This is a genomic window from Tardiphaga sp. (assembly GCF_044336785.1).
Classification (GTDB): Bacteria; Pseudomonadota; Alphaproteobacteria; order Rhizobiales; family Xanthobacteraceae; genus Tardiphaga.
In genome coordinates, this window is record NZ_JBIIOT010000005.1 from 42,605 (window position 1) to 60,112 (window position 17,508).

Here is a 17,508-nt window from a genome sequence, read left to right on the forward strand (position 1 = left end):
GATTTGTTAGTTGCAGCTTTTAGTCGTGCAGCGTGACGATGTCACCACCAGGCGCCGACGGCCTCGGCGGGGGGCTGATCTGGCACGTTGCGATCGAGCGAACGATCGAGTGCCGTCAGCACGCGTTTCTTCACGGCATCAAACAACGGCGAAGCGCGATCTCGCGGCCGGGCAAGGCCGACATCGATTTCGGCAAACAGTCTTCCCGGGCGCGGCCGCATCACCAGCACGCGATCGGCCAGCACCACGGCTTCATCCACATCGTGGGTGACGAGGATCAGCGTTGGCCGCGTATCGGCCCAGAGGTCGAGCAGATGATCCTGCAGATCACGTCGCGTGAAGGCGTCGAGGGCGGAGAACGGTTCGTCGAGCAGCAGCACTTCCGGCTGCGGCACCAAGGCGCGGGCGATGGCGACGCGTTGCGCCTGACCGCCGGAGAGTTCGCGCGGCCACGCTTTTGCCTTGTCGGACAGGCCGACGCGCGCCAGCGCTTGGTCGACCTTCTCGCGGCGTTCGGATGTGGGCAGGTGGGCGAGGCCAAAACCGATATTGTCGGCGACGTTGAGCCAGGGCAGCAGCCGCGGCTCCTGGAAGATGATGCCGATCTTTTCGTGCGGCGCGGTGACGTTGATGTCGTCGATCCGGACCGTGCCATTGGAAGCGCGATCGAGCCCTGCGACAGCGCGCAGCAGCGTGGACTTGCCACATCCGGAGCCGCCGATGATCGCGATGATCTCGCCCTGCGCGATGCGTGCGTTGAAGCGCTCCAGCGCATGGACGCCGTTGGGATAGGTCTTGCCGACATGGTCGAGGGTCAGCATCAGGTCTCTCCGCCCGGACGGAAGGAATCCTGCCAGCGCAGCAGGGGCGCGGTGAGGCGCTCGATCAGCCAGTCGGTGGTTTTGCCGAGCAGCGCGAAAATGGTGATGGCGGCGAGGATCTGCGCGGGTTTGCCGAGTTGCTGGCCGTCGATCAGGAGATAGCCGAGCCCTTCGGAGGCGCCCATGAATTCGGCGGCGACCACGAACATCCAGCCGAGCCCAAGGCCGACGCGCAGCGCGACGACATAGGCCGGCAGCACCGCGGGCAGCAGGATGCGGCGGATCATGGCGGGGCCGGACAGGCGGAAAGTGCGGCCGACCTCGACGATCTTGCGATCGACCGAAAGGATGGCGCCCATCACGCCGAGATAGACCGGGAAGAAAACGCCGACGGCGATGAGGGCTACTTTCGAGGTCTCGAAGATGCCGAGCCAGAGGATGAAGAGCGGCACCCAGGCGATGGAGGGAATGGCGCGCAATGCCTGGATCGAGGGATCGAGCAGGCGGCGAGCGATGCCCCAATAGCCGGAGACGGCGCCGAGCAGCGTGCCGGCGATGACGCCGAAGCCGAAGCCGGCGGCCACGCGGAATAGCGTGGTGGTGACGTGCTTGGAGAGCTCACCGCTGCGGGCGAGGTCGGCGATGGTGGCAAACACACGCGATGGCGGCGGGACGAGACGGCCATTCGACCAACCGGCCCAGACGGCGGCTTCCCAGGCGAGTGCGAGAGTGAGCGGGACGACGATGCCGAGCAGGGGACGAGCGAGGCGCTGCCAGCTTTTAGGGGGCAACGGCTGCTCGCCTATCGCAGCTCGCTCGCTTACGGGTGTTTCCAGCGTCATGGTCATGAGAGATGGCGACTCTTGGTTGGCGAACCTCCCCACGTGATCCTGCGAAGGCGAGGATCCATGCACGCTGGAGAGATAGTCAAAACGCCGTGGTCGAAATCCCGTTTCAACCACGGCGTCGGAGGTTATGGATCCCCGCTTTCGCGGGGATGACAGGGAGCTAGCTCTTCGGCAGCGGGATCTGGTCGTCGATCAGCGCATCCACCGTCGCCTTCACGTCCACCTTGGCGTCGATCACGCCCGCCTGCTGCAGCGCGAGGCCAGCGGCGAGGATCGACTCGCGCTGCGGGGCGCCGATGCGGCTGTGGGTGAGTTCGGTGCGCTCCTTGAGCTGCTTGTCGACCACCGCGTCGGGCAGCTTGGTGACGCCGATAAAGGCCTTCTTCAGCTCCGGATAATTCTCCAGCGAATATTTTCGCGCGTCTTCATAGACGGCGAGTACGCGGCGGGCCGCATCCGGATAGTCCTTCAAAAACTGCTCGCGCACATTCAGGATGCCCCAGGTATTGGCCTCAGGCTTGCGGAAGAACAGCTTTGCGCCGTCCTCGACTTCGGCCTGCGCCATCATCGGATCGAGGCCGGCCCATGCATCGACATCGCCGCGGATCAAAGCGGCCTTGCCGTCGGCATGTTGCAGCAGCACCGGGGTGATGTCCTTGTCGGTGAGTTTGGCGTCGAGCAGCGCGCGCACCAGGAAGATGTGCGGGTCGGTGCCGCGGGTCACGGCGACGCGCTTGCCCTTGAGATCGGCGACGGAGGCGATCCTGGAATCCTTGGTCGTCACCAGCGCGGTCCATTCCGGCCGCGAATAGACATAGACCGACTTGATCGGATTGCCGTTGATCTTGGCGACCAATGCGGCCGAGCCGGCAGTGGAGCCAAAATCGATCGAGCCAGCATTGAGGAATTCGAGCGCCTTGTTGGAGCCCGCCGATTGCACCCAGGTGATCTTGATGCCGTCCTTGGCGAATTCCTTCTCGAGCAAGCCGTTCTGCTTGAGGATGATGGAGACCGGATTATAGGTCGCCCAGTCGAGCCGGATTTCCTTGAGCGGATCGGCGGCAAACGCGGTGGCGGGCAGTAGTGCCGCGGCTGTAATCAGACCGGCGACAACGCGCCGTGATAGGCTGGACATTCGAATCTCCCCTGACATGACATGCGTTTCTGCGTGCCAACAACATCCGTCCAACGCGCCGGGAGCGCCCGGACATCATCGCGTTGCAATGCAAAAACTATGTGTAATTTCAATTGCTTATGTTCTTTCGTCAACGAGAAGATATGGCGTGCCAGAGCGCTCGCTTTGAGGATGCCGTTTCTTCGATTGCGCAAATGGCAGCATGAACTAACTGTTGGATGACAATCACCGTGACAGCGCTTGCGCCGTCCGATATCCGGGATGCCTATGGACAGTGCTGCGCTGAAGACCGAGACGGCCCCCGAAGTGGAATTCGATACCGTGCGGATCGCCGCCGAGATCGACGCGCTCGCCGCGGAGCATCGCGGCAAGAGCGACCTGTTTCGCGCTGCACTGGCAAAGCTCCTCAAAGCCGAATTGATGACGGCGCGCGAGGCGGCCGAGGCGGTGTTGTTGAAGGACCGTCACGGCCGGCGCTGTGCCGAGCGGCTCTGCGATGTGCAGGACGACATCATCCGCCTGCTGTTCAACGCGGCCATCAAGCATCTCTATCACGCGCCGTTGCCGTCGAGCGGCGAGCGCATGTCGGTGGTTTCCACCGGCGGCTATGGCCGCGGCCTGATGGCGCCGGAGTCGGACATCGATCTGTTGTTCGTGCTGCCCTACAAGCAGACCGCCTGGGGCGAGCAGGTCGCCGAAGTCATTCTCTATTGCCTGTGGGACATGGGGCTGAAGGTCGGTCATGCCACGCGCTCGGTGGACGAGTCGATCCGTCAGGCGCGCGGCGACATGACCATCCGCACGGCGATCCTCGAGACACGCTTCCTTGCCGGCGACAAGGCGCTGTACGACGAACTCGTCACGCGTTTCGATGAGGAAGTGGTGCAGGGCACTGCGGCCGAATTCGTCGCTGCCAAACTCGCCGAGCGCGAAGAGCGGCATCGCCGCGGCGGGCAGTCGCGCTACCTGGTCGAGCCGAATGTCAAGGACGGCAAAGGCGGTTTGCGCGATCTGCACACGGTGTTCTGGATCGCGAAATATGTCTATCGCGTGCGCGACAGCAAGGAGCTGGTGGCGCGTGGCGTGTTCGATGCGCAGGAGTACCGTACCTTCAAGCGCTGCGAAGACTTCTTGTGGTCGGTCCGCTGCAATATCCATTTCCTGACTAAGCGGCCGGAAGAGCGGCTGTCCTTCGATCTGCAGCGCGAGATCGCACAGCGGCTGGGCTATACCTCGCATCCCGGCATGCAGGACGTCGAGCGCTTCATGAAACACTACTTCCTGATCGCCAAGGAAGTTGGTGACCTCACGGCGATCCTATGCGCCAAGCTGGAAGACCAGCAGGCGAAGCCGGCGCCGGCGCTGACGCGCATGATGGCCAAGCTGCGGCCGGAGACCAAGCGTCGCCGCGTCCCTGGCAGCGATGCCTTCATCATCGACAACAACCGCATCAATCTTGCAGCACCCGATGTCTTCAAGGAAGATCCGGTCAATCTGCTGCGGTTCTTCCGCCTGGCGCAGAAGAACAATCTCGCCTTCCATCCCGATGCCATGCGCACGGCGACGCGCTCGCTGCGGCTGATCACTCAGGAAGTGCGCGAGGACGCGGAAGCCAACAAGATCTTCATGGAGATCCTGACTTCGGACAATGCCGAGATCGTGCTGCGGCGGATGAACGAGACTGGCGTGCTCGGCCACTTCATCCGCGCCTTCGGCCGCATCGTCTCCATGATGCAGTTCAATATGTATCACCACTATACGGTGGATGAGCATCTGATCCGCTGCATCGGTATCCTTCAGGAGATCGAGCGCGGCGGCAATGAAGAGTTCGCGCTGGCGTCGGACCTGATGCGCAAGATCCGTCCGGAGCATCGTGCGGTGATCTATGTCACCGTGCTGCTGCACGACATCGCCAAGGGGCGGCCGGAGGATCATTCGATCGCTGGCGCCAAAGTGGCGCGGCGACTGTGTCCGCGTCTCGGCTTCAATGCGGGCGATACCGATCTTGTCGCGTGGCTGATCGAGGAACATCTCACGATGTCCACGGTGGCGCAATCGCGCGACCTGTCAGACACCAAGACCATCGAGAATTTTGCGGCTGTCGTGCAATCGGTCGAGCAGATGAAGCTGCTGACGATTTTGACCACGGCTGATATTCGCGGCGTCGGGCCAGGAGTCTGGAACGGCTGGAAGGCGCAGCTGCTGCGCACGCTATATTACGAGACCGAGCCGGTGCTCACCGGCGGCTTCTCGGAAGTGAACCGCGCCCAGCGCATCGCTGGCGCGCAGGCGGAATTCCGCCGCGCCTTCACCGAATGGCCGGAGACGCAGCTCAGTTCCTACATTTCGCGGCACTATCCCGCTTACTGGCTCAAGGTCGATATCGAACGCAAGATACGTCATGCACGTTTCCTGCAGGCGAGCGAAGAGGCCGGCCACAAGCTGGCGATCAATGTCGGCTTCGACGAAGCCCGGGGCGTGACCGAGCTGACGATCCTGGCCGTAGATCATCCCTGGCTGCTGTCGATCATCGCCGGCGCTTGCGCCGCGGCGGGCGCAAATATCGTCGATGCGCAGATCTACACGACTACCGATGGACGTGCGCTCGATACGATCGCCATCTCGCGCGAATACGACCGCGATGACGACGAAGGCCGCCGTGCGACGCGGATCGGCGACATGATCGAGGACGTGCTGGAAGGCAAGGTGCGGCTGCCTGAGACGGTAGCGAAGCGCGCGTCGTCGAATTCGTCGAAGAAGGCTGCGCTGAGGGCCTTTACGGTCGAGCCGGAAGTGATCGTCAACAATCAGTGGTCGGATCGCTATACGGTGATCGAAGTCTCGGGTCTCGATCGTCCGGGCTTGTTGTATCAACTCACTACGGCGATCTCGAAGCTGAACCTGAACATCGCCTCGGCCCATGTGGCGACCTTCGGCGAGCGCGCGCGTGACGTGTTCTATGTGACCGATCTGCTCGGCGCGCAAATCACGGCGCCCACGCGGCAGGCTGCAATCAAGCGGGCGCTGATCCATCTGTTGGCGAATAGCGAGGCGGCGGAAAAGCCGGCGGCTTAACTCCATCCTCATCCTGAGGAGCCGCGGAGCTTCGTCTCGAAGGATGGTGGTACACGCTGGAGCGCAGCCAGCTCATGGTTCGAGACGGCGCTTCGCGCCTCCTCACCATGAGGGGCTGGTGTCACGCCACGTCCACACCCTCATGCCGCAGCAGCCAGCGCTTGCGCTCGATGCCGCCGCCATAGCCGGTAAGGGCGCCATTGGCGCCGATCAGTCGATGGCAGGGGATGACGACGCTCAAAGGATTCGATCCATTGGCGTGACCGACGGCGCGCATCGCTGCCGGTGAGCCGAGTTGCGCCGCAAGGGCGCCGTAGCTGAGCGTCGTGCCCGCCGGAATCTTCCGCAATGCTGTCCAGACATTGCTCTGAAATGTCGTACCAGGGATGTGGCACGGGATCGTGTCGAGTTGAGCGAGATCGCCGCCGAAATAGCGCGTCAACGCCTGACGAATCGATTTCGGGGCTGGCGTATCCACAAGCGGTGCCGCGCTGAGATAGCGGCGCAGCGAGGTATTGAGGCGCTCTTCGTAGTCTGTCCAGTCGAGCGCACACAGTGCGCCATCTGCATTCGTCACCAAAAGTGCCGTGCCGATCGGTGTGTCCAGTCGGTCGAGATGCAGCGGTGTCACGGGCTTTGCCATCGGATCGGCTCATTGCATGAAAAAGCCGACCGTAGCTTGCCACGGTCGGCGGGTCGTCCCGATTTCCGATGCAGACTTATTCGCTCTTCGGCTCGTGCGACATGCGCTCGAGGCGGTCCTGCATCTCTTTCATCTGGCGGCGCAGGTCGTCGATATTGTCGCCGCCACCAGCTGCCGGCTCCGGTGCCTTTTCCGGCTCCGCTGCAGCGCCGCCGCGCGGCGGCACGAACGGCTTGAACATGGAGAAGGTCTGCTGAAACAGCTCCATGTTGCGGCGAACGGTTTCTTCCAGCGGCGCGAACGGCGTCATCGAAAACGTGTTCGTCATCTGCTTGCGGAATTTCTCCTGATCGCGCGTCAGCGAATCGATCGACTGTTCGAGATATTTCGGCACGACCATCTGCATGCTGTCGCCATAGAAGCGGATCAGCTGGCGCAGGAAGGTTGTCGGCAGCAGATTCTGGCCGGCCTTGTTTTCCTGTTCAAAAATGATCTGTGCCAGCACCTGGCGCGTGATGTCGTCGCCGCTCTTGGCGTCGTAGACAAGAAAATCCTCGCCGTCCTTCACCATGGCGGCAAGGTCTTCCAGCGTCACATACGTGCTCGTTCCGGTATTATAGAGCCGACGGTTCGCGTATTTCTTGATGGTGGTGGGTTGATCTGATTTCGCCATGGCTCACTTACCTACCGGGAACAGGAAACCTTTCGGCACCGCGCCAAAAAGGCCAATCGGATTGGGTGGTCGAACAACGCAATGCAATAAAGTAAGCACTTTCAAACTGCCTCGGCTACCGTTTTGTGCGTCACGGTTAAAATCGCGGCATCTTTGTGCTATGCAATGCGACATTGGTGCCAATTTTGTTGCGCTGCGGCCGAAAATACCCGCAGGTTCAATTGACACATCGCTACCAGTTTTAAGAGGATGCGCGCCTTGCGGCTTAGCCGTTCTGGCGTGATCAAAGTCGAACAGGCCCACTTTCAAAACAACAAAACAGGAGATGTCCCATGTCAGACGATGTCGTGATCGTCAGCGCTGCCCGCACACCGGTCGGTAGCTTCAACGGCGCTTTCGCAACCACGCCCGCGCATGATCTTGGCGCGATCGCCATCAAGGCTGCTCTCGAGCGTGCGAAGCTCGATCCCGCCCGCGTCTCCGAAGTCATCATGGGCCAGATCCTCACCGCGGCGCAGGGGCAGAACCCGGCGCGCCAGGCTGCGATCGCCGCAGGCCTTCCGGTCGAGACCTCGGCCTGGGGCGTCAACATGCTGTGCGGCTCCGGCCTGCGTACCGTGGCACTCGGCTATCAGGCGCTGATGAATGGTGACTCCGAGATCGTCATCGCCGGCGGCCAGGAATCCATGAGCATGGCTCCGCATGCGCAGTATCTGCGCGGCGGCGTGAAGATGGGCTCCACCGAACTGGTCGACACCATGATCAAGGACGGTCTGTGGGATGCCTTCAACGGCTATCACATGGGCAACACCGCCGAGAACGTGGCCAAGCAGTTCCAGATCACGCGTCAGCAGCAGGACGAGTTCGCCGTTGCCTCGCAGCAGAAGGCGGAAGCCGCGCAGAAGGCCGGCAAGTTCAAGGACGAAATCGTCCCGGTGACCATCAAGGGCCGCAAGGGCGACACCATCGTCGACACCGACGAATATCCGCGCCATGGCGCCACCATCGAAGCCATGGCCAAGCTGCGCCCGGCCTTCGACAAGGAAGGCACCGTCACCGCGGGTTCGGCTTCGGGCATCAATGACGGCGCTGCCGCCGTGGTGCTGATGACTGCCAAGCAGGCCGCCAAGGAAGGCCTCACCCCGCTCGCGCGCATCGTGTCCTGGGGCCAGGCCGGCGTCGATCCGAAGATCATGGGCACCGGCCCGATCCCGGCCTCGCGTGCGGCGCTGAAGAAGGCTGGCTGGTCGATCAACGATCTCGACCTGATCGAGGCCAACGAGGCTTTCGCTGCGCAGGCTTGTGCGGTGAACAAGGATCTCGGCTGGGATACCTCCAAGGTCAACGTCAATGGCGGCGCGATTGCCATTGGGCATCCGGTCGGTGCGTCAGGCGCACGCGTTCTCGTGACGCTGCTGCATGAAATGCAGAAGCGTGATTCGAAGAAGGGTCTCGCCACGCTGTGCATCGGCGGCGGCATGGGCATCGCGATGTGCATTGCACGCGACTAAAAGGGCAGCACGCGCGCTGAAAATGTCAGCGCGCGATTGCACTGCACACAGCGATTGACGTTGCATCGTCGATTAAATCAAAACGCTCGGCGCAATGCGTCGGGCGTTTTTTCTTGATGTTCATCCTATCGCCAGCTTAACTCGCTACTATAATTTCGAAGTGATTTTGTGGAGGGAGCGATCATGGCGCGCGTAGCAGTGGTGACGGGTGGAACACGAGGCATCGGCGCAGCCATCAGCAAGGCTTTGAAGGACGCGGGTTACAAAGTCGCCGCCACCTATGCCGGCAATGACGCCGCCGCCGAGAAATTCAAGAGCGAGACCGGGATCCCCGTCTACAAATGGGACGTGGCCTCGTTCGAGGCCTGTGCCGACGGTATCAAGAAGGTCGAGGCTGACCTTGGGCCTGTCGATGTGCTGGTCAACAACGCGGGCATCACCAAGGATGGCGCGTTCCATAAGATGACGCCGGAGTCCTGGCACGCGGTGGTGAACACCAATCTGGGCTCGCTGTTCAACATGACCAAGCCCGTCATCGACGGCATGCGCGCGCGGAAATTCGGCCGCGTCATCAATATCTCGTCGATCAACGGCCAGAAGGGCCAGTTCGGCCAGGTCAACTACTCCGCCGCCAAGGCCGGCGATATCGGCTTCACCAAGGCGCTGGCGCTGGAGAATGCCAAGCTCGGCATCACCGTGAATGTGATCTGCCCCGGCTATATCAACACCGAGATGGTGCAGGCCGTGCCGAAGGACGTGCTGGAGAAGAGCATCCTGCCGCTGATCCCTGTCGGTCGTCTTGGCGAGCCCGAGGAAATCGCCCGCGCCGTGCTGTTCCTCGCTGCGGATGAGGCTGGTTTCGTCACCGGTTCGACGCTGACGGTGAATGGCGGGCAGTATCACGCGTAAGCTGAAACACGCTCTATCCTCATCCTGAGCAGTCCACCCTTGCGGGCGTCTCATAGGATGTGCATGCATCTCATGGTTCGAGACGGCCGCTGAAGAAGCGGCCTCCTCACCTTGAGGGCCGGAACTGGCCTGCGACACAGGGCCATGATGACCTCCCGCACTGCCACTCTCATCGGCCTCACTGCTATCCTGATGTGGTCGCTGCTGTCCGTCATGACGGTGGCATCAGGCCGCATGCCGCCGTTTCAATTGACCGCCATGACCTTCGCCATCGGTGCGCTGGCAGCGGCGCTCAGCTGGATCTGGCGCCCCGACGCGATTCGCACGCTCCGGCAGTCGCCGCTCACCTGGGCAGTCGGTGTCGGCGGCCTGTTCGGCTATCACGCGCTGTATTTCATCGCATTGCGCTTCGCGCCGCCGGCTGAGGCAGGATTGCTGAATTATCTCTGGCCGCTGCTGATCGTGTTGTTTTCATCGCTGCTGCCCGGGGAGCGTCTCTACCCGCATCACATGCTCGGCGCGCTGCTCGGCCTTGCCGGCACCGTGCTGCTGCTCTGGGGCAATGTCTCGTTGGATTTTTCGTCCGGCCATGCCGGCGGATATCTGGCGGCTTTCTGTGCCGCCTTCGTCTGGGCGGGCTACTCAGTGATGTCGCGGCGGCTCAAGGCGGTGCCGACCGATGCAGTGGCGGGATTCTGTTTTGCCACGGCCGTGCTCGCCGCTATCACGCATCTCGCCATCGAGACGACGATCTGGCCCGAGACAGTGCTGCAATGGCTGTCGGTCATCGCGCTCGGCGTGGGCCCGGTCGGCGCGGCGTTCTACACCTGGGACATCGGCATGAAACGCGGCGATATCCGCGTGCTGGGTGCAGCCTCCTATGCGACGCCGCTGTTGTCGACCGGTTTCCTGATCCTGGCGGGCTTTGCGCAGGCAAGCGCCAATATCGCGCTGGCCGCCGCATTGATCGCCGGCGGCGGGCTGATCGCGGCCAAGGACATGTTCTGGCGGCAAAACTCCTAACCCTCATGGTGAGGAGGCGCGATGCGCCGTCTCGAACCATGAGATGCCCGGGCTCTGCGTTTGCGGCCGTCCTTCGAAACGCGGCTCCGCGGCTCCTCAGGATGAGGGGAGAGTGCGCGGTGCTAGCCGCCCGGCTCCCAGCCCTTCGGCGCCAGTTCAAACGTCGCAAAGTCAAATCCTGGCGCCACCGTGCAGCCGACCAGTGTCCAGTCGCCAGTCGTCGATGCCGCCTGCCAGGCGTGCGGCGGCACTATGCCTTGCGGCTGTTGGCCTGCTGCGAGATCCGGGCCCAGCGTGATCGCGCGCTGTCCGTTGTCGTCCGCGATCTCCAGCGTCAGCGGGGCGCCGGCATGATAGTGCCAGATCTCCACCGCATCGATACGATGCCAGTGCGATCGTTCGCCGGACGCCAGCAGGAAGTAGATCGCTGTCGATGCCGCGCGGCCATCGGCATCCGTACGGGCATCGCGAAACGTTTCCCGGTAATGCCCACCTTCCGGGTGCGGTTGCAGGCCGAGCGTTGCGATGATGTCGGCTGCGGTCGGCATCGTCACGACTTGTTCTTGCGCTCGCGCAACTCGCTGAACACGTCGTCCTCGCTATAGCCTTTGAGGCGCACCGCGGCGGCTATGGCGGGATCATCGGCGCGCAGGAACACATTGGTCTGCTTTTCCAGGCCGAGCAGCACGGGAATGGTCGGCTTGCCGGCGGCGCGCAGCTGCGTCACCTCGTCGGAGCGCTTCTTCAGCGCCTCGTTATTGGCGTCGATGCCGAGGCAGAATTTCATGTTGGATGCGGTGTATTCATGGCCGCAATAGACACGGTAGTCGTCTGGCAACATGCGCAGCTTCTTCAGCGACTGCCACATCATCGGATAGGTGCCCTCGAACACCCGGCCACAACCGCCCGAGAACAGCGTGTCCGCAGAGAACAGCGCCAGCTCGCTGTCGAACACGTAGCAGATGTGGTCCAGCGTATGGCCGGGCGTCTCAAACACACGCGCCACCAGCGCGCCGACCTGCACGGTGTCGCCTTCCGCGACGCGGACATCCACATGCGGGATAGGAGTGCCCTGGTCGTGCGGCGCGGTCACCTTGCAGCCATAGGTCTTTTTCAGTTCGGCGATACCACCGACATGGTCGGCATGATGATGGGTGACCAGAATATCGGTGAGCTTCCAGCCCTCGCGCTGCAGCACCTTCATAATGGGGCCGGCTTCGGGGGCGTCGATGGCCGCCGTCTTCAGGCTTTGCGGATCATGGATCAAATAGCCGAAATTGTCGGACAGGCAGGGGAACACGCGAATTTCAGCAGCCATGGTAACTCCGTTGACGTCTCTTGGACGCGCCCGCATCGCGGGGCGCGTGTCGTGATTGGTAGCGTTTTGCGCCTAGCGCGGCGGCGTCACGCATTGCCGTGAAGGTTGCTCGCCAATCTGCAGCGTAATCGTGGTCGTGCCCTTGCCGGCGATCAGGATATTGCCTTCGCCGTAACGAAAGCCCGAGCCGGAGCGCAGGATCGGCATGCGCAGCGATTCGCCATTGGGGTAAAATAATGTGATCGATTTGCCGCCAGAATTGTAATCCACCGAGATCTTGTTGCCGCCAGGCAGCGCTGGGTTGCACAGATAATCGACGGTCGCGGGGTTGGCGCGGGCCGGCAGCCCCGCCATCATCACAGCGGCCATGATCGCCGCTCTTCCCGCGGATTTTTGAAGTCGCCGTGACACCATGCCGGTTCTCCAGGATTCTCGCCATGCAAGCTAGCCGCAGCCTGACGGGTTTTGTCAATTGCGCGCGCTCTGCGCCGCCATGTCGCCGACATAGAGCGTTAAGGTTGCGCCAAGCAATTCGCGATTTGAGGGATCGTGCACCAGATGTGGCATGGTAGAACGTATTCATGACCATTGATGTGATCGATCTCCGGGATTTCTATTCCCGCCGCCTCGGCATCGTGGCGCGGCGGCTGATCAATCGTGGCATCAAGGCGCATTGGCCGGATGCCGGAGGCCAGCGTGTGCTCGGCATCGGCTATCCCACGCCCTATCTCGGCCTGTTCCGGGAGAATGCCGAGCGCTGCATCGCGTTTATGCCAGCGGCGCAGGGGGTGCTGAAATGGCCGACGGCCAAGCCGGCCTTGGCCACTCTGGTGGATGAGATGTCGCTGCCGCTGCCGGATGCGGCGGTGGACCGGATCATCCTCGTCCATGCGCTGGAAATCTCCGATGATCCCGAGGGCCTGCTGCGCGAAGTCTGGCGCGTGCTCGCCCCGTCCGGGAAGATGATCGCGATCATTCCGAATCGGCGTGGCGTGTGGACGCGCTCGGATTCGACGCCGTTCGGCCATGGCCGACCCTATTCGCGCTCGCAGATCACGCAGCTGCTGCGGCAGACCTGGTTCACGCCGACCGCCTGGAGCGAAGCGCTGTTTATGCCACCGGTGGGCATGGGATGGTTCCTGCGCTCGGCCCTGATGTGGGAGCGCTTTGGCGCGGCATTGTCGATGCCGTTTGCAGGACTGCATATCGTCGAGGCCAGCAAGCAGGTCTATCGCGCGCTGCCGGCGAAGCGGGAGCGCGCAAAATTGATTCCGGCGCTGCAGCCGGTGCTGGTGCCGAGTTCCGGGATGCGACGGGACAGTCAAGAATAGAAAACTCCGTCATTGCGAGGAGCTTCTTGGCGACGAAGCCATCCAGACCTTGCTTTGTGGCCCTCTGGATTGCTTCGTCGCTGCGCTCCTCGCAATGACGATCGGGGTCGATCAATCCTCGATCGACTTCTCGCTGGTGTCTGCCTTGCCGCGGGTCCAGTAGCCGGCAGCCTTGGTCCACGACTTGTTGTGGCCGCGGGTGCCGGTGACATAGAGGCGCAGTTGGCGCGCAACCTGCGCTTCGGCGGCAATCCAGACAAAGCCTTCGCCTTGCGGGAAGGCATAGCTTTCAAGTGCCGCCTGCAACTGAGCTGCATCGTCGCTCTTGCCGTCACGCGCGATCCATTGCGATGACCAATCGGCCTTCGTCGCTGCGCTTCACCGATGACAAAGCTCGCAACTGGTACACCCGGCCGCAGTTCTTCGAGCCGTCGTCCGATGGCGGGGAGTGCAGTCTCGTCGCCAATCAGGAGATACCAGTCGAAATCGTCCGGGATCACGGCGGAGCCGCGTGGGCCCCCGATTTGCAAGGTGTCACCGACCTTGGCGCTGGTTGCCCACGCCGTCGCAGGACCTGCTTCGTGAAGGGCAAAGTCGAGGACGAGTGTGTTGCGCGCTGTGTCGAAGCTGCGCGGGGTGTATTCGCGCATTTCAGGCGTGTCGCCACTTCCCGGGAAGATCAGTTTGACGTGATCGTCGAATGACGCGCTGACGAAGTCGTGCAGGTCCGATGAGGTGAGCGTGATGCGTTGCATCTGCGGGGTGAGGCGCTCGGTGGCGGAAACGGTGAGAAGGCGTCGGCGCAGCTCGTGGCGGACGCGGGTAATTTCATGCTTGGTCAAGTAGGTGCAATCCATGGAGTGAAATCGAGGCAAGGCCTATGTGGCAATGATCCGGTTTCGCGCCAAGGCCGTCTCTTTAGAGACGCTCGACATTTCACGTTTCGCTTTATTGCTCGGCCAGCGGATGCAGGTCGCGGACCAGGCTCTTGAGCCGCTCTTCCACTACATGGGTGTAGATCTGGGTCGTCGAGATATCGGTATGGCCGAGCAGGGTCTGCACGATGCGCAGATCGGCGCCGTTGTGCAACAGGTGGCTGGCAAAGGCGTGGCGCAGCACATGTGGTGACACCAGCCGCGGCGCGATGCCGGAGGCACTGGCGAGATCCTTCAGGTCGCGGGCGAAATGCTGGCGGGTGAGATGGCCGCTTTCGCCGGACGACGGAAACAGCCATTTTGACGTGGCACCTTTCTTCTCGCCCTTCTGCGTTTCGGCCATCACGGCAAGATACTCCGCCATGGCCGTCTTCGCCGTCTCATTCAACGGCACCAGCCGTTCCTTGTTACCCTTGCCGCGCACCACGATCATACGTGCATCGCGCCGCGCGGCCGTGATGGGCAGCGAGACCAGTTCGGAGACGCGGAGACCGGTGGCGTAGAGCACCTCCAGCAGGCAATAGAGCCGCGCATGGCGCAGCCGCTGCGGCAGCGTGGCCTCGGTGCTCTGGGCCATGCTGCGGCCCTGCACCAGCATGCGATCGACATCGGCGATCGACAGCACCTTCGGCAGGCTGCGGCCGCGCTTGGGGCCGGACAGGATGGCGGCGGGATCGTCGGTACGGATGTTCTCGCTCAGCATGAAGCGAAACAGGTGGCGCAGGGCGGACAGCCGGCGCGCCACGGTGGTCGATTTGAAGCCGCGATCGTCGAGGTCCTCAAGATAGTCGCGCAGCAACTGGGTATCGGCCGAACCGAAGCTGGATTTGGCACGGGCCGCGAACTCGGAAAAATCCTCGAGATCCCGGCGATAAGCGTCGAGGGTGTTCGCGCCGGCGCCTTGCTCGGCTGCGAGCATGTCGAGGAACAGGGCGGACAGGCGGGCGTCGGACGGGATGCTCATGCGTGGGCCTCGAAGTGGACGCGCGGTTCTTTCCCTCCCCCAAGCGGCACAGCCGCGCAGTGGAGAGGGTGGCGCGAAGCGCCGGGTGGGCGCCCCACGTGACGTCGGAGCGTGGGGCAGCCCCACCCTGACCCTCCCCGCTGCGCTTCGCTTGGGGGGAGGGGACACGACGAGCGTGCCTAAACCCTATCCGCTATTTCTTGAGAAATTTGTCCGGCTGCACCGTGATCGTCATGTCCCGCGGCTTCGGATTGACGAAATTCGCCAGAGCGAAAATGGCGCCATAGATCACCCCGCCGATGACAGCGACGACCGTCAGGAAGCGGAACAGGCTGGGCATGGCTCGGGAACTCGGCGGATGGGGCGATTCGGGGCCGCCCGCGGCGGTCACCACGTTCGGATACAGATTGCACGAGGTGCTGGCAACGCTGCCTTCGGGGGTAGTATAAATGACAGGAATGGGGCAAATCGCTGCGATCCAGTGTCGCCCACTGATTTTACGAGTGTTTTTCTGATGTCCGAGACCGTTCTGCCAGCTCTGGCCGGCGCCACCCAGGAGGCCGCGATCGTCGCGGCGCTGGGCCGGCGCGCCGTGGTGCTGGTGGGCATGATGGGGGCGGGCAAGTCGACCATCGGCCGCCGCATGGCGATGCGGCTGCGGCTGCCCTTCATCGATGCCGACCACGAGATCGAGGCTGCAGCCGGCATGTCGATCCCGGATATTTTCGAGGTTCATGGCGAGCCGCATTTTCGAGACGGCGAGGCGAGGGTGATCGCGCGGTTGCTGGAGGGCGGGCCGATCCTGCTGGCCACGGGCGGCGGCGCCTTCATGCGCGATGACACCCGCCAGCGCATCCATGACAAGGCGATCTCGCTCTGGCTCAAGGCCGACGCGGATGTGATCCTGCGCCGGGTCAAGAAGCGCGAGAATCGCCCGCTGCTCAAGACGCCGGACCCGGCGGGCACCATTGCCCGGCTGATCGAGGCGCGGCATCCGTTCTACGAGCAGACCGACATCACCATCGATTCCCGTGACGTGCCGCATGAGAAGATCGTCGATGAGGCGATCGTGGCGCTGCATGAGCACCTGTTCCGCCCGCATACGGCATCCGCACTGCCGACCCCGGCCGGCGATCCCCTGAGCCCGAGTTTATGACCGCACCGCTGAAGAACGCCGATCCGATCACCGTCAATGTGGGATTGGGCGAACGCGCCTATGACATTGTCATCGGCCGCAACGTGTTGCCGTCTCTCGGCGCGCGCATCGCTGCGTTGCGGCCAGGCGCGCGCACGGCGATCGTCACGGACAAGACGGTCGCAAAACACTGGCTGAAGGCGACGGAAGAGTCGCTGGCTGCAGCCGGTATTCCGACTTCGCATATTGCAGTCGAGGAAGGCGAGGGCTCGAAGAGCTATGCCGGCCTTGAAACCGTTTCCGAAGCGCTGGTCGCGGCCAGGATCGAGCGCAACGATCTCGTCATCGCCCTCGGCGGCGGCGTGGTTGGCGATCTCGCCGGCTTTGCAGCCTCGATCCTGCGTCGCGGCGTTGATTTCGTGCAGGTGCCGACATCGCTGCTGGCGCAGGTGGACTCGTCGGTTGGCGGCAAGACCGGTATCAACTCGCCGCAGGGCAAGAACCTGATCGGCGCCTTCCATCAGCCGGTGCTGGTGGTGGCCGACACGGCGGTGCTCGATACGCTGTCACCGCGCCAGTTCCGCGCCGGCTATGCGGAAGTCGCCAAATATGGCGTGCTCGGCGACGCCGCGTTCTTCAACTGGCTCGAAGCCAATCATGCTGACATTGTCCGCGGTGGTTCGGCGCGAGAACATGCCATCGCCACCTCATGCCGCGCCAAGGCCGGCGTGGTGTCGCGCGACGAGCGCGAGAATGGCGAGCGCGCGCTGCTCAATCTCGGTCATACCTTCGGTCATGCGCTGGAAGCCGTCACCGGTTTCTCCGATCGACTCTATCATGGCGAAGGTGTCTCCATCGGCATGGTGCTGGCCGCCGAATTCTCGGCGCAGCTCGGCATGATCGCGGTGGATGATGCCGCACGCGTTGAACGCCATCTCATCGATGCCGGTCTGCCGACGCGTTTGCGGGACATTGCGGGCTTCACGCAAGAAGGTCTTGCGGATGCGGACCGGCTGATGGCGCTGATGGCGCAGGATAAGAAGGTGAAGCGCGGCAAGCTGACCTTCATTTTGCTTGAGGCCATCGGTCAGGCTGTCATCGCCAATGATGTCGATCCTGCTACGGTGCGCGACTTCCTGCATCGGAAGCTGACAGCGTAGAGTTTTTCTTTCCCGGGGTCGTCATTG

At 62.8% G+C, this 17,508-nt stretch carries 17 protein-coding genes and 1 pseudogene; 7 read left to right on the forward strand and 11 right to left on the reverse strand.

The genetic code is table 11. The features are described from left to right. Window positions 1-41: 41 nt before the first annotated feature. From ACIQ2A_RS02760 to ACIQ2A_RS02770, 3 genes are all read right to left on the reverse strand, one after another. Window positions 42-821, reverse strand: a complete 780-nt coding sequence (locus ACIQ2A_RS02760) for an ABC transporter ATP-binding protein (protein ID WP_398475503.1) — start codon at window positions 819-821, stop codon at window positions 42-44. After that, window positions 821-1,669: an ABC transporter permease gene (locus ACIQ2A_RS02765; protein ID WP_398475505.1), complete on the reverse strand. Its 849-nt coding sequence runs from the start codon at window positions 1,667-1,669 to the stop codon at window positions 821-823. Before ACIQ2A_RS02765 ends, ACIQ2A_RS02760 begins: the two co-directional genes overlap by 1 nt. A gap of 160 nt (window positions 1,670-1,829) precedes the next feature. Then, entirely contained in the window at window positions 1,830-2,804 is a 975-nt protein-coding gene (locus ACIQ2A_RS02770; RefSeq protein WP_398475507.1) for an aliphatic sulfonate ABC transporter substrate-binding protein, read from the reverse strand. 267 nt (window positions 2,805-3,071) lie between these two features. On the opposite strand from ACIQ2A_RS02770, the gene ACIQ2A_RS02775 reads away from it, so the two are divergent. Beyond that, window positions 3,072-5,879: a [protein-PII] uridylyltransferase gene (locus ACIQ2A_RS02775; protein WP_398475607.1), complete on the forward strand. Its 2,808-nt coding sequence runs from the start codon at window positions 3,072-3,074 to the stop codon at window positions 5,877-5,879. 121 nt (window positions 5,880-6,000) lie between these two features. Here the strand turns inward: ACIQ2A_RS02775 and ACIQ2A_RS02780 are convergent, their stop codons facing one another. Further along, window positions 6,001-6,522, reverse strand: a complete 522-nt coding sequence (locus tag ACIQ2A_RS02780) for a methylated-DNA--[protein]-cysteine S-methyltransferase (RefSeq protein ID WP_398475509.1) — start codon at window positions 6,520-6,522, stop codon at window positions 6,001-6,003. 76 nt (window positions 6,523-6,598) lie between these two features. Next, entirely contained in the window at window positions 6,599-7,195 is a 597-nt protein-coding gene (gene phaR, locus ACIQ2A_RS02785) for a polyhydroxyalkanoate synthesis repressor PhaR (protein ID WP_398475511.1), read from the reverse strand. Window positions 7,196-7,527: 332 nt separating this feature from the next. Here phaR and ACIQ2A_RS02790 point away from each other — a divergent pair, with 332 nt between their 5' ends. The 3 genes from ACIQ2A_RS02790 (at window position 7,528) to ACIQ2A_RS02800 (ending at window position 10,638) form a co-directional block, all read left to right on the forward strand. Further along, window positions 7,528-8,706: an acetyl-CoA C-acetyltransferase gene (locus ACIQ2A_RS02790; RefSeq protein ID WP_398475514.1), complete on the forward strand. Its 1,179-nt coding sequence runs from the start codon at window positions 7,528-7,530 to the stop codon at window positions 8,704-8,706. Window positions 8,707-8,889: 183 nt separating this feature from the next. After that, window positions 8,890-9,615 (forward strand): acetoacetyl-CoA reductase, encoded by a 726-nt coding sequence (phbB, locus tag ACIQ2A_RS02795; RefSeq protein ID WP_398475516.1) that lies wholly within the window; start codon window positions 8,890-8,892, stop codon window positions 9,613-9,615. Window positions 9,616-9,762: 147 nt separating this feature from the next. Further along, on the forward strand, window positions 9,763-10,638 hold the full coding sequence (locus ACIQ2A_RS02800; RefSeq protein ID WP_398475609.1) for a DMT family transporter: 876 nt from the start codon (window positions 9,763-9,765) through the stop codon (window positions 10,636-10,638). A gap of 122 nt (window positions 10,639-10,760) precedes the next feature. On the opposite strand, the gene ACIQ2A_RS02805 is transcribed toward ACIQ2A_RS02800, so the two are convergent. The 3 genes from ACIQ2A_RS02805 to ACIQ2A_RS02815 all read right to left on the reverse strand — a co-directional run bounded on the left by ACIQ2A_RS02805 (window position 10,761) and on the right by ACIQ2A_RS02815 (window position 12,325). Further along, window positions 10,761-11,186, reverse strand: a complete 426-nt coding sequence (locus ACIQ2A_RS02805) for a cupin domain-containing protein (RefSeq protein WP_398475612.1) — start codon at window positions 11,184-11,186, stop codon at window positions 10,761-10,763. Between the two features lie 2 nt (window positions 11,187-11,188). Further along, on the reverse strand, window positions 11,189-11,956 hold the full coding sequence (gloB, locus tag ACIQ2A_RS02810) for a hydroxyacylglutathione hydrolase (RefSeq protein WP_398475519.1): 768 nt from the start codon (window positions 11,954-11,956) through the stop codon (window positions 11,189-11,191). Window positions 11,957-12,028: 72 nt separating this feature from the next. Beyond that, entirely contained in the window at window positions 12,029-12,325 is a 297-nt protein-coding gene (locus ACIQ2A_RS02815) for an MliC family protein (RefSeq protein WP_398475521.1), read from the reverse strand. 212 nt (window positions 12,326-12,537) lie between these two features. Between ACIQ2A_RS02815 and ACIQ2A_RS02820 the strand changes: the two genes are divergently transcribed. After that, a complete protein-coding gene (locus ACIQ2A_RS02820; protein WP_398475523.1) occupies window positions 12,538-13,287 on the forward strand; it encodes a methyltransferase domain-containing protein in 750 nt (249 codons plus the stop codon). A gap of 111 nt (window positions 13,288-13,398) precedes the next feature. Here ACIQ2A_RS02820 and ACIQ2A_RS02825 read toward each other — a convergent pair. From ACIQ2A_RS02825 to ACIQ2A_RS02835, 3 genes and pseudogenes are all read right to left on the reverse strand, one after another. Next, window positions 13,399-14,144, reverse strand: a pseudogene (locus tag ACIQ2A_RS02825) (siderophore-interacting protein). Window positions 14,145-14,235: 91 nt separating this feature from the next. Further along, window positions 14,236-15,186, reverse strand: coding sequence for a site-specific tyrosine recombinase XerD (gene xerD, locus ACIQ2A_RS02830; protein WP_398475525.1), 951 nt, complete (start codon window positions 15,184-15,186; stop codon window positions 14,236-14,238). A gap of 193 nt (window positions 15,187-15,379) precedes the next feature. Next, entirely contained in the window at window positions 15,380-15,526 is a 147-nt protein-coding gene (locus ACIQ2A_RS02835; protein WP_398475527.1) for a histidine kinase, read from the reverse strand. A gap of 174 nt (window positions 15,527-15,700) precedes the next feature. Here ACIQ2A_RS02835 and ACIQ2A_RS02840 point away from each other — a divergent pair, with 174 nt between their 5' ends. Further along, a complete protein-coding gene (locus ACIQ2A_RS02840; protein ID WP_398475529.1) occupies window positions 15,701-16,342 on the forward strand; it encodes a shikimate kinase in 642 nt (213 codons plus the stop codon). After that, window positions 16,339-17,481 (forward strand): 3-dehydroquinate synthase, encoded by a 1,143-nt coding sequence (gene aroB / locus ACIQ2A_RS02845; RefSeq protein WP_398475531.1) that lies wholly within the window; start codon window positions 16,339-16,341, stop codon window positions 17,479-17,481. The genes ACIQ2A_RS02840 and aroB overlap by 4 nt, the downstream gene beginning before the upstream one ends. Window positions 17,482-17,508 lie beyond the last annotated feature (27 nt).

What these genes read in the sequence shown, in the direction of transcription:
- ACIQ2A_RS02760 (WP_398475503.1), bottom strand. Translation starts at nt 821, where the DNA reads ATGCTGACCCTCGACCATGTCGGCAAGACCTATCCCAACGGCGTCCAT.
- ACIQ2A_RS02765 (WP_398475505.1), bottom strand. Translation starts at nt 1,669, where the DNA reads ATGACCATGACGCTGGAAACACCCGTAAGCGAGCGAGCTGCGATAGGC.
- ACIQ2A_RS02770 (WP_398475507.1), bottom strand. Translation starts at nt 2,804, where the DNA reads ATGTCCAGCCTATCACGGCGCGTTGTCGCCGGTCTGATTACAGCCGCG.
- ACIQ2A_RS02775 (WP_398475607.1), top strand. Translation starts at nt 3,072, where the DNA reads ATGGACAGTGCTGCGCTGAAGACCGAGACGGCCCCCGAAGTGGAATTC.
- ACIQ2A_RS02780 (WP_398475509.1), bottom strand. Translation starts at nt 6,522, where the DNA reads ATGGCAAAGCCCGTGACACCGCTGCATCTCGACCGACTGGACACACCG.
- phaR (WP_398475511.1), bottom strand. Translation starts at nt 7,195, where the DNA reads ATGGCGAAATCAGATCAACCCACCACCATCAAGAAATACGCGAACCGT.
- ACIQ2A_RS02790 (WP_398475514.1), top strand. Translation starts at nt 7,528, where the DNA reads ATGTCAGACGATGTCGTGATCGTCAGCGCTGCCCGCACACCGGTCGGT.
- phbB (WP_398475516.1), top strand. Translation starts at nt 8,890, where the DNA reads ATGGCGCGCGTAGCAGTGGTGACGGGTGGAACACGAGGCATCGGCGCA.
- ACIQ2A_RS02800 (WP_398475609.1), top strand. Translation starts at nt 9,763, where the DNA reads ATGACCTCCCGCACTGCCACTCTCATCGGCCTCACTGCTATCCTGATG.
- ACIQ2A_RS02805 (WP_398475612.1), bottom strand. Translation starts at nt 11,186, where the DNA reads ATGCCGACCGCAGCCGACATCATCGCAACGCTCGGCCTGCAACCGCAC.
- gloB (WP_398475519.1), bottom strand. Translation starts at nt 11,956, where the DNA reads ATGGCTGCTGAAATTCGCGTGTTCCCCTGCCTGTCCGACAATTTCGGC.
- ACIQ2A_RS02815 (WP_398475521.1), bottom strand. Translation starts at nt 12,325, where the DNA reads ATGGCCGCTGTGATGATGGCGGGGCTGCCGGCCCGCGCCAACCCCGCG.
- ACIQ2A_RS02820 (WP_398475523.1), top strand. Translation starts at nt 12,538, where the DNA reads ATGACCATTGATGTGATCGATCTCCGGGATTTCTATTCCCGCCGCCTC.
- xerD (WP_398475525.1), bottom strand. Translation starts at nt 15,186, where the DNA reads ATGAGCATCCCGTCCGACGCCCGCCTGTCCGCCCTGTTCCTCGACATG.
- ACIQ2A_RS02835 (WP_398475527.1), bottom strand. Translation starts at nt 15,526, where the DNA reads ATGCCCAGCCTGTTCCGCTTCCTGACGGTCGTCGCTGTCATCGGCGGG.
- ACIQ2A_RS02840 (WP_398475529.1), top strand. Translation starts at nt 15,701, where the DNA reads ATGTCCGAGACCGTTCTGCCAGCTCTGGCCGGCGCCACCCAGGAGGCC.
- aroB (WP_398475531.1), top strand. Translation starts at nt 16,339, where the DNA reads ATGACCGCACCGCTGAAGAACGCCGATCCGATCACCGTCAATGTGGGA.